Origin of the sequence: Salinibacterium sp. UTAS2018 (assembly GCF_004118935.1) — a bacterium.
Lineage (GTDB): Bacteria > Actinomycetota > Actinomycetes > Actinomycetales > Microbacteriaceae > Rhodoglobus.
The window spans coordinates 1,365,415-1,379,049 of record NZ_CP035375.1; the positions used below are offsets into that span (position 1 = coordinate 1,365,415).

Below are 13,635 nucleotides of genomic sequence, written 5' to 3' on the forward strand. Positions count from 1 at the left end.
ACACCAAGCCACGCCAGGGATAAGGGATACTCGACACATGACCTCGACTGCGGCCCCCCGTATACGCGCGAAGCAGCGCCCCGGAGACCGCCTCTTCTCAGGTACAGCCCTCACCGCCGGCGCGTTGATCCTCGCGATCCTCGCCGCTGTCGCGGCTTTTCTTGTGTTGCAGGGTGTTCCCGGAATCACCGCAGACCCCGAGAAGACCACTCTTCTTGAGGGAACAAACTTCTGGGCCTATGTTGGCCCCCTCGTGTTCGGCACCCTGTGGTCTGCCGGCCTCGCGCTTCTCATGGCCGTACCCATCGCCATCGGAATCGCCCTCTTCATCTCGCACTACGCACCGCGGCCATTGGCTGCAACCCTCGGCTACATCATCGACTTGCTTGCCGCCGTGCCCTCCGTAGTCTTCGGCCTCTGGGGCGGAAACGTTCTCGCCGTGGGCGTTCAACCCTTCTACTCGTGGCTCGTCGACAACTTCGGCTGGGTGCCGTTCTTCGCCGGCCCCGCCTCGGGAACAGGCCGCACCATCCTCACCGCCTCGATCGTGCTCGCGGTGATGATCCTGCCGATCATCACCGCCATCTGCCGCGAAGTCTTCCTTCAGACTCCCGTGCTTCACGAGGAAGCCGCCCTCGCTCTCGGCGCCACTCGCTGGGAAATGATCAAAGTAGCGGTGCTCCCCTTCGGCCGCGCCGGCATCGTCTCGGGTGCCATGCTCGGTCTCGGCCGAGCGCTCGGCGAGACCATGGCGGTTGCGATGGTGCTCTCGGCCTCGAGCGTGATCACGTTCAACCTGGTGAGCTCGACAAACCCGTCGACCATCGCCGCGAACATCGCGCTGAGCTTTCCTGAGGCCTACGGCCTCAACGTGAACGTGCTCATCGCGACCGGCCTCATCCTCTTCGCCATCACACTGGTCGTGAACACGATCGCGCGCTACATCGTCAACCGCCGCAAGGAATTCTCGGGAGCGAACTGATGACTACCACTACACCAGCGCGCCCCATCCAGAACGCGTACGCCGCCGGGCAACTGCCCCGCTGGGCTCCCCTGCTCATGTTGGTCAGCAGTCTTGCCACCTTCGTGGTGATCTTCCTGTTCATTCAAGCTGGCCAGCCCGCAAGCGAATTCAATATTGTCGGAGCGGTTCTCTTCGGCGTCGTACTCTATGCGGTCGTACTCACCACCGTGTCACGGCTGGTTGAAGGCCACCGTCGCGCCGTCGACCGCCTCGTAACCACCTTGGTGACCCTCGCCTTCGTTATCGCGCTCCTGCCGCTGATCTCGCTGCTGTACACCGTCGCCATCAACGGTTCAGCCCGTTTCGACCTCGACTTCTTCACTCTCTCGCTGCGCAACGTCGTCGGCGAAGGTGGCGGTGCTGCTCACGCCATCATCGGAACGCTGCAGATGACTCTGGCCGCCACCGTGATCTCGGTGCCGATTGGCCTCATGACCTCGATCTACCTGGTCGAATACGGTCGCGGCCGCCTCGCCCAGGCCATCACCTTCTTCGTGGATGTCATGACCGGCATCCCCTCGATCGTCGCCGGCCTGTTCGCCTACTCCCTCATCGTGCTGTTCTTCGGCCCCGGCGTGCGCGTCGGAATCGCCGGAGCCGTCGCCTTGTCGGTGCTCATGATCCCGGTCGTCGTGCGATCCAGCGAAGAAATGCTGCGACTTGTACCGAACGAGCTGCGCGAGGCCGCGTTTGCTCTCGGTGTGCCCAAGTGGCTGACCATTCTGAAAGTTGTGCTGCCCACATCCATCGCGGGAATCACGACCGGAGTCATGCTCTCGATCGCCCGCGTTATCGGCGAGACCGCACCGCTGCTCGTCGCGGCCGGCTTCACCAATAACTTCAACTACTCGCTGTTCAGCGACCGCATGCAAAGCCTGCCGGTGTTCGTCTACAGCTCGTACATTTCTCAGGGCACCGACGCTCAGGCCTACATCGATCGGGCGTGGGCCGGAGCGCTCACCCTCATCCTGATCGTGATGATCCTCAACCTGCTCGCCCGCGTCATCGCCAAAATCTTCGCCCCCAAAACCGGTCGATAACCGAAGGAACCCTAACTCGTGTCAAAGCGTATTGAAGTCAATGATCTCAACGTCTACTACAGCAAGTTTCGCGCTGTAGAGGGCGTCTCGCTCACGATTGAGCCCCGCACGGTTACCGCCTTCATCGGTCCATCCGGTTGTGGCAAGTCGACCTTCCTGCGCACGCTCAACCGCATGCATGAGGTCATCCCGGGCGCTTACGTCGAGGGTGAAGTTCTCATCGACGGCAACAACCTCTACGGCCCCGGCGTCGACCCCGTGAACGTGCGTCGCCAGGTGGGCATGGTGTTCCAGCGCCCCAACCCGTTCCCCACGATGTCGATTCGCGACAATGTGCTCGCCGGCGTCAAGCTCAACAACAGCCGCATCAGCAAGAGTGACGCTGACGACCTCGTTGAATCATCGCTTGTGGGCGCCAACCTCTGGAAGGAGGTCAAGGACCGCCTCGAGAAGCCAGGCTCGGGCCTCTCCGGTGGCCAGCAGCAACGTCTCTGCATTGCTCGCGCTATCGCCGTCAAGCCTGACGTCGTACTGATGGATGAGCCGTGCTCGGCCCTCGACCCCATCTCAACGCTCGCCATTGAAGACCTCATCGAGGAACTCAAGCAGGAGTACACGATCGTAATCGTGACCCACAACATGCAGCAGGCCTCGCGCGTCTCTGACCGCACCGCCTTCTTCAACATTGCGGGCACCGGCGCTCCCGGCAAGCTCATCGAATACGACGACACCACCACGATCTTCTCGAACCCCAGTGTTCAGGCCACCGAAGACTACGTCTCCGGCAAGTTCGGATAACGAGCTTTCGGAGATCGCGGTTGCCCGCTAGCAACACGAAAAAGCCCCCGCGCCTTATCTGGCCGGGGGCTTTTCTGTTGTCTCGAGATGCGCGCTTTAGAAGAGGGTGTCTCCGATGTAGCCGCCGGGCTCGCAGCCGGGTGGAATCGCGAAGACTGCTGAACCGACGGGCGTGGTCCAGGTGTTGAGCAGGTCGAGCGTGTCGAGGGCTTTCTGCACGGGCACGAACTGTTTGTCGACATCCGCTTGGAAGGCAGCGAACAGAAGGCCCGAGTTGGAGACGCTCTCGGCGCCCGCCAGCACGATGTCGTCGTAGTTATAGCCCCGACGGAACATCTTGTTCGCAGCCTCGTGCTCCTTGGCCCGACGAACGTGCGCGAACGCGGGGATAACGGGGAACCCGAGCCGGTCCTTCGCCTCCAGGTCGGGCTCATCGCCCTCCACGGTGCCGGTGAGGGGCGCTCCGGTGTCGAGAGTACGGCCGATGGTTTCTTCCCGGCCGAGGCGGTCGATCTTGTCCCAGCCATCGAGGTCCATGAAGATGCGACGCAGCACGAAGCTCGTGCCGCCCTCGAGCCACGACGGAACGTCGGTACTCCAGACGGCCTCGTTGAATTCTGTGGTGCCCGGCGTGGGATTGCCGGTTCCATCCAGCTGGCCGAAGAGGTTGCGCATGGTGGCCGCCGGATTCTCGGCTCCCGCAGCGCGTCGAAAACCGCTCTGCGACCACCGCGGCAGAGCAAAGCTGCGTGCGTCCTTCAGCAGCATGCGCGCGGTGTGGGTCACCGTCAGCGGATCGTTGGCAGCGATTTGAAGAAGCAGGTCGCCGTCACAATACGCCGGGTCGAGCTGGTCGATACCGAAGGCGGGTAGCGGGCGCAGCCAGTCGGGCGCCGACTTTCCGGCGAGCGCCACCACGCGCGGCCCGAAGCCAAAGGTGACCGTGAGCTGTGCCGGGATGACCGCGAGCTCGGGCTCAGAGTCAGCCAGCGCGGGCTGGCCTGCCGTGAGGCGAGCCGCGTCATCCGTCAGCACGCCCATCAGCCGCCGCAGACCAGCGGCATCGACATCGTCACGCAGATCGAGCGCAATGAACACGGCGTTGGATTGCGCTGGCGTTTCGATTCCGGCCTGGTGCGCGCCGTAGAAAGGCACAGCTCCCTCGAAGGCCTCTTGTGGAGTGAACTCCCCGGTGCCGCCGGGCTGGGAACCCTCACCGACGCTCGTCGGCGCGACCGATCCCGAAGTGTTGCCAACGATGCTCACTCCGGCTGCTGTTGCCGCGCCGACGCCCGCCGCGGCGGCACCGCCCCAGAGGAGGTGCCGCCGCGAGAGCCGACGCGAAGTGTCGGGCTCTATTGGTTCAGACAATTATTCGTTCATCTCCATGTCATCGTGGTCCATGTCGCCGTCGTCCATGTCCATGTCCATGTCATCGTCGCCCTCGTAATTCTCGTTGGCACCCGAGTAGTCCTTGGCCGGAGCCGTGAACTCGACGGCGCTGCCGTCGTCGAGCGTGAGTGTGACAGTCACGTCGTCGCCCGCCAGAATTGGGTCGGCGACGCCCATGATCATGATGTGGTTTCCACCGGGCTCCAGCATGAGCATTCCACCTGCCGGTACGGTGAAACCGCCTTCGATCGGCTGCATAACCATGTCGCCCGACTCATTCTCGAGCGTCTCGTGAAGCTCGGTCATGTCAGACGCACTGGTAGTCGCCGACACGATCGTGATGTCGGCATCGGTGGGGTTCTCGACCATGCCGAACGCGGCCGTCATACCGCTGTCGATCGCCTTGACCCAGGTGTCAGAAGTCGTGAGCGTGGTCGCCATCGACTCCATGTCGTCGGACTCGCTGTCAGTGGATGCCGTGGTCGAGCATCCAGCGAGAGCGAGCGCTCCTGCTGCGAGAACTGCGATCAGGCTGAAGGCGTTCTTGGTGCGTGTAGTACGAATCATTTCGGTATTACTTCTTTCGTCGAATCCAGAACCATCGCGCTGCGATGACTCCGGCAAAAAAGGCGATGCCAATTCCGGCACCGATAAAACTGGTGACAACGAGCGGGCTTAAGCTCGGTGTCGAATTTTCTGCAGTGGTTGTCGCCGCGTCATTCTCAGCCAAGGCTTCCTCGTCGAGCCCAAAAGTGGCCCCCGGAGTCTCCTGACCGACCGCAAATTCGAAGCTGCCCGAAATCGGGTGGCCATCGCTCGACACCACACGCCACCGCACCTGATAGCTGCCATCGGGCAGGTCGGGAAGCAGTGGTTGCACGGCGGTGCGTCTCGTCACCTGCATGGGTCCGCTGACCCAGTCGGTGCCGTCGGCATCCACCACCATGGCGAGTTGAGTGATGTCCATCAGTTCACCCGTGAATTCGAGAGTGATCTCGGTGGGCGCGACCTCAAGCACCTCGCTCTCATTCGGAGTCTGCTCGATGATCTGATCATGAGCGGACGCCACCTGAGGCAACGCGAACACGAGCAGAGCAGCAAGAAACGCTCCCCCGAGTACGCGCGTACAAGTACGCAGATACGTCATCTGAGTTGTCAGCTTTCCGTTGTCATTGCGGAAGCGCGCGCCGTGCCATCACGACAGGCGCGTGCGACCGCGCAGGGGCAGCACAAGACCACCGCACTGCAGAGAAGGTTAGGAGAAGACAGCGCTGACGGTCGGTGGCCCTCTCAGGCTGACAACGGAACGCAACGACTGGAGCGTTGCAGTGATGTCGTCACGGCAGACCGCGCTTGCCTCCACCGTGCGTCGGATGACGACGGGAATGCCCTGCGGCGAAAAAAGTCGGCGAAGTTGGCGGCCAGCGCTCGCGGCGATCGAACCAAGAGCAGTAACGCCTTGGCGCAGGGCCACGATCGTGATGATGCCCGCGATGATGTGGCCGGCGGTCATGGCACCGGCGCCGTGCGCTCCGTGGTTGATCGCCCCGGTGGCCGCCGAGAAGGCGACGTCATGATGCCCGACCGACTGGGCAACGACGTTAGCGGGATTGCCGATGACCGCGAAAACGGTATGGAAGAAGGTTTGAGCAATCGTGACCGCCACCGCGACGCGGGTCAGCGACATCCGCTTACCGACGAGCGGGATGCTGATGAGCGCGGCGAAAGTGAGGGCAAGAACGAGAGCTACCCAGCTGGGGGCGCTGCCGCCGCCAAAAATGTGGGCAGTAGCGGCGATGAACACCGAGAAGGCAGCGACGATCAGCGCGCGGAGAACTTGGGTTCCCCTGCCGATCATGATTACTCCCTAGGTAGTCGAGCCTCGCCTCCGAGGCTCGACACCAGTTTACGCGCTTTCGAAGACCACAATCGGGTCGGTGGTTGGCGCATCAGAGCCGCCCTTGGGTTCGATCGTGACACCCACAACATCACCGATAGCCATATCGCCATCGAGCACACGCCAGGTGGGGCCATCGTCAGCAGCATTCATGAGGCCGGCCGGGCGAGCGCCCGCCTCGTCGATGTACCAGAGCTCATAGACCTGGTCGGCGGGCAAAGCCTCAAGACCATCCACGATGACAGCGGATGACGCGAGCTCCCCCGACCACACGAAGGTCGCCGTGGCGCCCCCCGCAACGGTAGATACGAGACGCTGTGAATCGCTGGCGGCGTTGATCGCCGCGAGTTGGTCTGCCTGAGCAACCGCAAAACTTGACTGCTCAACTGACGTGCGGCCGATTGATTCGGCAACAACTCCACCGGTAACGATAAGTGCCACTGCCGCGGCGACAGCCGCCAACGCAGTCGCCGGACGCGTGAACCAGCGAGCCTGGGCCTTGCGCTCCGCGGGTGTTGCCGGGGCAGCAGCCGAGGTGCTCGACTGCTCAGCCGAATCGTCAGCCGCGAGCGAAACCGAAGCCGCCAGAGGCGTGACGTTGGAGAGAGGCGCGGATGCGTCATCCACGCTGCTCGACGTATCGTCAGTCGCTACAGCGACGTCTGCCTCGCGCGGCAATTGCGGAGTCTGCGCAATCATCGCCATGAGGTTTGCCTTGAGGGCAGGGGGCGGCGTGACCGGGTCAATAGCCATTCCGAGCGCCACCGCCGTGTCAGACAACTCGGTGGTTTCGGTGCGGGTTTCGTGGGAAGCAGCGAGGTGCTTCTCGAATGCTTCGCGCTCTTCTGGGCTCAACGCGTTGAGAGCGTAAGCGCCAGACTGGGCGGCGATGTCGTCGTTGCGGTCGTTCATGATGCCACCCCCATTTCGTCGCGTAAGCGGATCATTCCATCACGTAGTCGGGTTTTTACAGTGCCAACGGGAACCTTGAGCATGGTCGCCACCTCACTGTGGCTATAGCCGCCGTAATACGCAAGGGAGACAGCTTGGCGCTGGAGTTCTGTCAGTCGGGACATGGCCTTCTCTACCCTTTCGTGTTCGAGTCGGACTTCAATGGTTTCTGAGACGTGATCGTAGTCCGGGTTGTGATCACGGATGCCGATACGAACGTCGCGGTCGCGAGACGACTGCGATGCACGTACACGGTCAACAGTTCGGCGGTGAGCCATCGTGAGAATCCAACTCACCGCTGCACCCTTATTCGCATCGAATCGGGTTGCGGTTTGCCAAATCTCTAAGAAGATTTCTTGCATTACTTCTTCGGACTGCGAATGGTCGCGCAGGAGCCTCTTGACGAGTCCAAAAACTCGAGGGGCCATCTGGTCGTACAGTTCGCTAAATGCGGCCTGATCTCCAGTGGCGACACGCTCTAATAGGTCTTGCGGGCTCGTGGCAGGCACGCCCGAATCTTCGGGCGTTACGCCGACATCAGCTTCACGAGACATAAGGTCAAGCATGACAGGTTCCTGTGCTCCTTCATCGCAGTTCGTAGGGTTCAGCAGCGAATCTTCAGTCAGTGGATGCGGGGCCGACGCTGGTTGTCATCGGTTGCTTTCACTGGTGGGTAATTCGGTGCCCTTGCGCAAAGGGTTTGGTCGTGTGCCGAAGTAGCCGTCGAGAACATTCAGCGGCGAGAAACAGGGCACGGAGGGGCACGGATGGGCTCGGAGAGGCGCGCTGAGGGCGCTAAAAAGCCGGGCCACAGAGAACGCCTCACGACGCAGGGCCGCTCTAAGCGGCTAATTTTGGAGCCCGGGGTTACTGTGGCCCGGCGATGAAAAGTGTAGCAAAAGCGCACCTGAGTGTGCGCTGAGGCAGCTCACACACCTCGAATCGCGCGCATCCCCGAGCGATTTGATCTTTTTTAGCGATTCGGGCGTGTGCGTGTGCAAATATCGATAAAGCCGATACTTGCTCGGCAACATCCGCGTGACCGCGAAGATCGCTTGGAGAATGCGATGAAACAAAAGCCGTTACCCGCCGACCCCATGATCCGCGAGCTCGTGCGCCAAGCCCGACAATCGACCATGAGCCGACGCACTCTGCTCTCGGGGGCCGCAGCCGGCGCGACGGGACTGGCACTCGCCGCCTGTGCCCCCAGCTCCCGCAACGGCCTGACCGCTGCCGAAGACACGAGCGAAACCAACAGCACCGTGCGGTGGGACAACTGGGCACTCTACGTCGACGTCAACGATGACGGCACCTACCCGACGATCGACGCCTTCACCGCCCAGACCGGAATCAACGTCGTGTACAACGAGGTCGTAGACGACAACAACACTTATTACGCGGACGTCAACGGCCGGCTCTCGCTCGGTCAGGACATCGGAACTGACGTCGTGTGTCTCACCGACTGGATTGTGGCCCGCCTCATTCGATTCGGCTACATCCAAAAGCTCGATCACGCCAACATCCCCAATATTGCCAACTTGCTCCCGGCGCTCAAAGATGTTGATTTCGACCCCGGGCGGGAGATGAGCGTTCCCTACCAAGGTGGATTTGCGGGGATCGCCTGGAACAAGGAACAGTTGCCCGCTGGACTGCGTTCAGTTCAGGATCTATGGAACCCTGAGCTCAAAGGTCGCGTAGGCGCGCTCTCGGAAATGCGCGACACCATGGGACTCATCATGCTGGATCAGGGCGTGGATATCTCGGGCGACTGGGGCGTCGACGAATACGACACCGCTTTAGAGGAACTCAGTAAGCAGGTCTCCGCCGGCCAAATTCTGAACTTCTCCGGAAACTCCTACATGGACGACCTCATTAGCGGCGCCACGGTCGCCGCAATCGTGTGGTCAGGCGACATCGTCCAGCTCAATGCTGAGCACGGCGACAAGTGGGGTTTCGCCGTTCCCGAGGCGGGCGGAGCAATCTGGAACGACAACTTCATGGTGCCGATTGGCAGCCCCGCAAAGTCGAACGTAGAAGAACTCATTAATTACTACTACGACCCGGCTGTTGCCGCTGAGGTCGCCGCCTACGTGAACTACATCACGCCAGTAGCGGGCGCCAAAGAAGCGGCGGCAGCGATCGACCCCGCGCTCGCCAACAACACCCTCATTTTTCCGGATGACGACATGCTCGCTCGTTCCTACGTCTTTCGCGGACTCGACAGTTCAGAAGAACAGACCTTCAACACGGCGTTCCAGCGGGTGCTGCTCGGTTCTTAATATCCAAGGCCTGACTTGCGAGCCGCGGCTAGGCTTCACCACTGCGGCTGGGCTTGCCCGCTGCGGCACGGGTCTCAGTCGAGCGAGCCGGCGCGAAATAGTTTTGCGCACGCCGTGAACTCGGTCGCCATCCGGGCGTATCGATCGGCTCGGGTAGTGAGTTCGCTCGCGCGTTCCGGGTTGAGCAGTTCCTGATCGTCAGCGACGCTTCCCGCGCCCGAAGCAAGGATGCGGCTGAAGGATGCTGCGCGATCGAGGGCAACACCGAAGTCGCCATCAAAAAGGCCGCGCAGAATCTGATCCGCCAGATCTTTGATCTCGTTCGGGCCCGTGGGATTCACTGCTCCCGTGACGGCAGCGTCAATTGTGGCGAGAGTGTCAATGCCGCGTTGAAAGAGCAGGCTTGTACCGACCGCATCCTGCTGGATGACGGCACGCAGCAAATAGATACGCCAGAGCGCGCCCGGTAGGCTGCCGGCGCTCGATCGCGACCACAACTCGGCGAGAGCATCGATACCGTTTTGGTCGGTATAGGCGATGATTCGCTCGAGTACGGCAGGGTCATCCGAGTTTCGTGCACCTTCAAGCAGCGCGTGGGCTGTATCGTGGGCAGCGCGCATTATTTGGGCCGGATCTTGTCCGCCTTCGTATGTGTCAAACTTATCTGTCGAGTACTGCGTGGGCTTATGGAAATTTTCGGCCATAAGATCACGGTACGCTTAACATGTAGGGCCTGTAGCTCAGTTGGTAGAGCATCGGACTTTTAATCCGCGGGTCCCGGGTTCGAGTCCCGGCGGGCCCACATTTTTCTTCGCTCACACGAGCACGTGATGCGATTCTTTGCGGCTGTCACAGCCGCCCGCGATTAGGCTCCTGACTATGGAGTTACGGGACGCTGCGGGATCGGACTATCTCAGTCTCGAGCCCATGTCCTACCAATTCGAGGATGTGCACACCGATCCCTACGAAGCCAACTGGCTGCTGATCGACGGGCGTGCGCGATGCGGCTCCGAGGAGTGGAATTTTCTCGAGCCTTGTTTACTGGTGGAGGAGGCCCGCAGCCTCGGCACCTGGTTGATGCGCGCTGCTCGTGGGCTTATCGAGCCACTGGCTGCGGACGGCATGGATTCGCTGCAGCCCACTCAGACCCACCTCGAACCGAACCTCGGATTCGGCGTTGTGAGCTTCGATCCGGCTGCCGTCGTTCTCCGTGTGTTTCTCTGGCTCGAGTCGCAACCGCCGAGCGTGACGAGTGAGCGGGAGTTTTACATGGATCTTACGATCGGCCCGCGTGACCTGCGGCACGCCGTCGCCGAGTGGGAGGCGGAGCTCGCCGAGTTTCCTGCCCGCGCCTAACGTCGTGGCCACTGTTTACTTCATCCGCACCCTCGCTAAGGAGCTAGCCATGTCATCCTCTCCCCTTCGCATCGCCGTCACGGGCGGAAATGGCAAGCTCGGGCGCGCGACCGTTGCCGGCTTGCGTGCCGCCGGCCACACGGTGATCGTGCTCGACATGGCTGGCCCTGATCGCACTCAGTTCACGCACGTCGAGCTCACTGACTACGGCCAAGTGGTGGATGCTCTCGCTGGTGTCAATGACCGGCATGAGGGTCTGGATGCCGTTGCTCACCTCGGCGCGATCCCCGCACCAGGCCTGTGGTCGGATGCGGCCACCTTCCACAACAATATGAACGCGACCTTCAACGTCTTTCAGGCGTGCAAGCGACTCGGCATTAAGACGATCGCCTACGCCTCAAGCGAGACCGTGCTTGGGCTGCCGTTCGAGACTCCCCCGCCGTACATCCCGCTCGACGAGGAGTACGAGACACGCCCCGAGTCGACCTACTCGATGGTGAAGCACCTCGAAGAAGAGATGGCGCAGAAGTTTGTGCGCTGGGACCCCACCCTCAGCATCACCGCACTCCGGTTCTCTAACGTGATGGACCCCGCCGATTACGCCGAGTTTCCGAGCTTCGATGCGGATGCCCGGCAGCGGTCGTGGAACCTCTGGGGTTACATCGATGCTCGCGACGGCGCCAACGCCATCCGTCGGGCTCTGGAAACCTCCCGCCCCGGCTACGACGTCTTCAACATCTTTGCCGCCGACACCGTTATGACCCGCCCCAATGCGGAGTTGCTCGCCGAAGTGTTCCCCGGCGTGGAAGTTCGCGGCGAGCTCGGAGTCAACACGTCGCTCACGTCGATCGCCAAAGCCGAGCGGTTGCTCGGCTGGGTGCCGCAGCACAGCTGGCGGGACTAGCTCAGCCTGACAGCCCTGTCGCTACAGGGCACCCACGCCCGCGATCATCGCCGCCGAGATCGTCGGCAAAACGTAGTTGTAGGCCACGAGGGCGACCGCTATGGCGGCGGCGCTTGCCCACACCACTCGCACGATCCGCGCGCGAGTGTCTTCGCCCTTGAGGTCAGCGAAGCGATCGATAGCGGTTGCATCGATCGAAAGTTCCGCAGTCGGGTGCCAGGTTCGAGCCTCAGTCGCAGCGTCGACAATTCGCGAGAGTTCGACCGGGGCCAGCACGGCCCTGCGCCGCTTCAGCCACCGAGGGAGAGCGCGCGCATCCATGATGCTGACGTCCGCGGGTCTCTGCTTGAAAGCGAAGGATGCCGGTTCGACGATTGCCACAATCGGATGCACGTCCACGGCGACGCCAGCGGCCTTCGCCAACAGCGCGGCCGCGCGCTTTGCTTCGTGGCGGGAGTTCCGGAGGTGGTCCGTTTTCTGGCCCGCCACCATGAGTATGCGTTCGCCGACCCAGATCTTTTTGCCGGGATGGCGCTTGGTGTTGATGGTGAACACACCGGGCGGCCCGATCACCACGTGATCGATATCGCTGTCGCCTGATCCCACGGGGACGGCGTGTAGAACAGTCCACTCGGGCCCCAGCTGCGCGAGCAGTCTCCCCACGGCACGCTCTCCGATCGCCCCTGAAAACCAGCTTTGGGCATCCGGATGAACCGGCCTGAAGCCGAAAATGCGACGAAACAGCGAACGCTGCGCCATCGTTTCCTGAACCCGAAACAGCTCCGCTATGACCGAGTAAGCCGCGGGCCGATTGGTGAGATCAGTTGGCGCTGCCGGCCGAGAAACGGGTCGGGCAGCGCGTAGTTCGTCAGTCATTCTTCCCCCACGAGCACTCCCCTGAGCACCTTCAAAACGAGGCTATCTCGCTTGTGACTCTCGACCGCGCTGATAACGCCCCCAAACCGGGTCACACCATCCGACCCCGATCCGCAGAAACCGGGGGACGGTGCGCAACTTGCCGCACGATGTTCACCGCGCATCCATGTTCGGGTGCTGGACTACGCCCATGACCGGCTACGTGTCGCAGTACCCTCGACCCGACCACTACGTGTTACATCTCAGCGACGTGCACCTTCTGGCTGGTGGTCGGCGCCTGTATGACAGTCTCGACAGTGAAACCAAATTGCGGCAATTGTTTGCCGAGCTCGAAGCATCCGGGTCACGCCCCGAAGCAATCGTGATCACAGGCGACCTCGCTGACAAGGGAGAAGCTGCCGCCTACCGTGCGCTCCGTGAGATCGTTGAGCCTGTCGCCCACCGCCTCGGCGCCCAAGTGGTGTGGGTCATGGGCAACCACGACGACCGCAGCACCTTTACGACCACCCTTCTTGACGAGCCCGCCACCACAGCGCCCATCGACCGCGTGGTGAACGTGAATGGATTGCGCATCATTGCGCTCGACTCGACCGTTCCGGGCGCCCACCATGGCGATATTTCGGATGCCCAGCTGCTGTGGTTGCAGAACGAACTCGCCACCCCGGCACCCCACGGCACCATTCTCGCCATGCACCACCCTCCGGTACCCACCGTGCTCGATCTTGCCGTCACGGTCGAACTGCGCTCCCAAAAAGAACTCGCCGCAGTGATTCGCGGCAGCGACATCCGCAGCATCATTGCCGGCCACCTGCACTACTCGACAACCGCCACGTTTGCCGGCATCCCCGTCTCAGTAGCATCAGCGACTTGCTACACGCAAGACCTCAACGTGCCCGTCGGCGGTACGCGCGGTCGGGATGGTGCCCAGTCGTTCAACCTCGTGCACGTCTATGACGAAACAGTGCTGCACTCGGTCGTGCCACTGGGCGACTATGGCAGCCTGTCGTACGTCACGCCGGAGGAAACCGCCGGAATTTTGGAGCGCGAAGGAATCACCATCGCGCCGCCCATCAACCCGCACGTCGTGCCCGCCACCGTCGCGGTATAGATCACGCGCG

15 protein-coding genes and 1 tRNA gene are annotated in these 13,635 nt (G+C 62.0%); 8 read left to right on the forward strand and 8 right to left on the reverse strand.

Annotated features, from left to right (window positions below; all coding sequences use genetic code 11):
• The first annotated feature begins 37 nt into the window (after nt 1–37).
• Genes pstC through pstB form a run of 3 tightly spaced genes read left to right on the forward strand, consistent with a single transcriptional unit; the run spans nt 38 to nt 2,862 of the window.
• Nucleotides 38–982: a phosphate ABC transporter permease subunit PstC gene (pstC, locus tag ESZ53_RS06500; RefSeq protein WP_129072083.1), complete on the forward strand. Its 945-nt coding sequence runs from the start codon at nt 38–40 to the stop codon at nt 980–982.
• Complete coding sequence (pstA, locus tag ESZ53_RS06505; protein ID WP_129072084.1) at nt 982–2,064, forward strand: phosphate ABC transporter permease PstA; 1,083 nt, start codon at nt 982–984, stop codon at nt 2,062–2,064. Before pstC ends, pstA begins: the two co-directional genes overlap by 1 nt.
• A gap of 18 nt (nt 2,065–2,082) precedes the next feature.
• Nucleotides 2,083–2,862, forward strand: coding sequence for a phosphate ABC transporter ATP-binding protein PstB (gene pstB / locus ESZ53_RS06510; protein WP_129072085.1), 780 nt, complete (start codon nt 2,083–2,085; stop codon nt 2,860–2,862).
• A gap of 96 nt (nt 2,863–2,958) precedes the next feature.
• Here pstB and ESZ53_RS06515 read toward each other — a convergent pair whose 3' ends face one another.
• From ESZ53_RS06515 to ESZ53_RS06540, 6 genes are all read right to left on the reverse strand, one after another.
• Complete coding sequence (locus ESZ53_RS06515) at nt 2,959–4,233, reverse strand: Dyp-type peroxidase (protein ID WP_129072086.1); 1,275 nt, start codon at nt 4,231–4,233, stop codon at nt 2,959–2,961.
• Nucleotides 4,234–4,821 carry a copper chaperone PCu(A)C gene (locus ESZ53_RS06520; protein ID WP_129072087.1) on the reverse strand — a complete coding sequence of 196 codons (588 nt, stop codon included), beginning with the start codon at nt 4,819–4,821 and terminating at the stop codon, nt 4,234–4,236.
• Nucleotides 4,822–4,828: 7 nt separating this feature from the next.
• Nucleotides 4,829–5,401 (reverse strand): copper resistance CopC family protein, encoded by a 573-nt coding sequence (locus ESZ53_RS06525; RefSeq protein WP_129072088.1) that lies wholly within the window; start codon nt 5,399–5,401, stop codon nt 4,829–4,831.
• A gap of 108 nt (nt 5,402–5,509) precedes the next feature.
• Entirely contained in the window at nt 5,510–6,112 is a 603-nt protein-coding gene (locus tag ESZ53_RS06530; protein ID WP_129072089.1) for a hypothetical protein, read from the reverse strand.
• Nucleotides 6,113–6,160: 48 nt separating this feature from the next.
• Complete coding sequence (locus ESZ53_RS06535) at nt 6,161–7,063, reverse strand: anti-sigma factor domain-containing protein (protein WP_129072090.1); 903 nt, start codon at nt 7,061–7,063, stop codon at nt 6,161–6,163.
• A complete protein-coding gene (locus ESZ53_RS06540) occupies nt 7,060–7,656 on the reverse strand; it encodes a sigma-70 family RNA polymerase sigma factor (RefSeq protein WP_210403875.1) in 597 nt (198 codons plus the stop codon). The genes ESZ53_RS06535 and ESZ53_RS06540 overlap by 4 nt, the downstream gene beginning before the upstream one ends.
• Nucleotides 7,657–8,169: 513 nt before the next feature.
• Between ESZ53_RS06540 and ESZ53_RS06545 the strand changes: the two genes are divergently transcribed.
• Nucleotides 8,170–9,381: a PotD/PotF family extracellular solute-binding protein gene (locus tag ESZ53_RS06545; protein WP_129072091.1), complete on the forward strand. Its 1,212-nt coding sequence runs from the start codon at nt 8,170–8,172 to the stop codon at nt 9,379–9,381.
• 74 nt (nt 9,382–9,455) lie between these two features.
• On the opposite strand, the gene ESZ53_RS06550 is transcribed toward ESZ53_RS06545, so the two are convergent.
• Entirely contained in the window at nt 9,456–10,085 is a 630-nt protein-coding gene (locus tag ESZ53_RS06550; RefSeq protein ID WP_129072092.1) for a DNA-directed RNA polymerase subunit beta, read from the reverse strand.
• 25 nt (nt 10,086–10,110) lie between these two features.
• Between ESZ53_RS06550 and ESZ53_RS06555 the strand changes: the two genes are divergently transcribed.
• From ESZ53_RS06555 to ESZ53_RS06565, 3 genes are all read left to right on the forward strand, one after another.
• Nucleotides 10,111–10,183 (forward strand) — tRNA-Lys (locus tag ESZ53_RS06555).
• Nucleotides 10,184–10,260: 77 nt separating this feature from the next.
• Nucleotides 10,261–10,737 (forward strand): hypothetical protein, encoded by a 477-nt coding sequence (locus ESZ53_RS06560; protein WP_129072093.1) that lies wholly within the window; start codon nt 10,261–10,263, stop codon nt 10,735–10,737.
• Nucleotides 10,738–10,786: 49 nt separating this feature from the next.
• On the forward strand, nt 10,787–11,641 hold the full coding sequence (locus tag ESZ53_RS06565; protein WP_129072094.1) for an NAD(P)-dependent oxidoreductase: 855 nt from the start codon (nt 10,787–10,789) through the stop codon (nt 11,639–11,641).
• A 21-nt stretch (nt 11,642–11,662) separates the two neighbouring features.
• Here ESZ53_RS06565 and ESZ53_RS06570 read toward each other — a convergent pair whose 3' ends face one another.
• Entirely contained in the window at nt 11,663–12,517 is an 855-nt protein-coding gene (locus tag ESZ53_RS06570) for a nuclease-related domain-containing protein (RefSeq protein WP_129072095.1), read from the reverse strand.
• A 190-nt stretch (nt 12,518–12,707) separates the two neighbouring features.
• Between ESZ53_RS06570 and ESZ53_RS06575 the strand changes: the two genes are divergently transcribed.
• Nucleotides 12,708–13,625, forward strand: a complete 918-nt coding sequence (locus ESZ53_RS06575; RefSeq protein WP_129072096.1) for a phosphodiesterase — start codon at nt 12,708–12,710, stop codon at nt 13,623–13,625.
• Nucleotides 13,626–13,635 lie beyond the last annotated feature (10 nt).

Excerpts from the sequence above, each read along its gene's own strand:
- pstC (WP_129072083.1), top strand. The coding sequence starts at position 38 with ATGACCTCGACTGCGGCCCCCCGTATACGCGCGAAGCAGCGCCCCGGA.
- pstA (WP_129072084.1), top strand. The coding sequence starts at position 982 with ATGACTACCACTACACCAGCGCGCCCCATCCAGAACGCGTACGCCGCC.
- ESZ53_RS06520 (WP_129072087.1), bottom strand. The coding sequence starts at position 4,821 with ATGATTCGTACTACACGCACCAAGAACGCCTTCAGCCTGATCGCAGTT.
- ESZ53_RS06525 (WP_129072088.1), bottom strand. The coding sequence starts at position 5,401 with ATGACGTATCTGCGTACTTGTACGCGCGTACTCGGGGGAGCGTTTCTT.
- ESZ53_RS06530 (WP_129072089.1), bottom strand. The coding sequence starts at position 6,112 with ATGATCGGCAGGGGAACCCAAGTTCTCCGCGCGCTGATCGTCGCTGCC.
- ESZ53_RS06535 (WP_129072090.1), bottom strand. The coding sequence starts at position 7,063 with ATGAACGACCGCAACGACGACATCGCCGCCCAGTCTGGCGCTTACGCT.
- ESZ53_RS06540 (WP_210403875.1), bottom strand. The coding sequence starts at position 7,656 with ATGTCTCGTGAAGCTGATGTCGGCGTAACGCCCGAAGATTCGGGCGTG.
- ESZ53_RS06545 (WP_129072091.1), top strand. The coding sequence starts at position 8,170 with ATGAAACAAAAGCCGTTACCCGCCGACCCCATGATCCGCGAGCTCGTG.
- ESZ53_RS06550 (WP_129072092.1), bottom strand. The coding sequence starts at position 10,085 with ATGGCCGAAAATTTCCATAAGCCCACGCAGTACTCGACAGATAAGTTT.
- ESZ53_RS06560 (WP_129072093.1), top strand. The coding sequence starts at position 10,261 with ATGGAGTTACGGGACGCTGCGGGATCGGACTATCTCAGTCTCGAGCCC.
- ESZ53_RS06565 (WP_129072094.1), top strand. The coding sequence starts at position 10,787 with ATGTCATCCTCTCCCCTTCGCATCGCCGTCACGGGCGGAAATGGCAAG.
- ESZ53_RS06570 (WP_129072095.1), bottom strand. The coding sequence starts at position 12,517 with ATGACTGACGAACTACGCGCTGCCCGACCCGTTTCTCGGCCGGCAGCG.
- ESZ53_RS06575 (WP_129072096.1), top strand. The coding sequence starts at position 12,708 with ATGACCGGCTACGTGTCGCAGTACCCTCGACCCGACCACTACGTGTTA.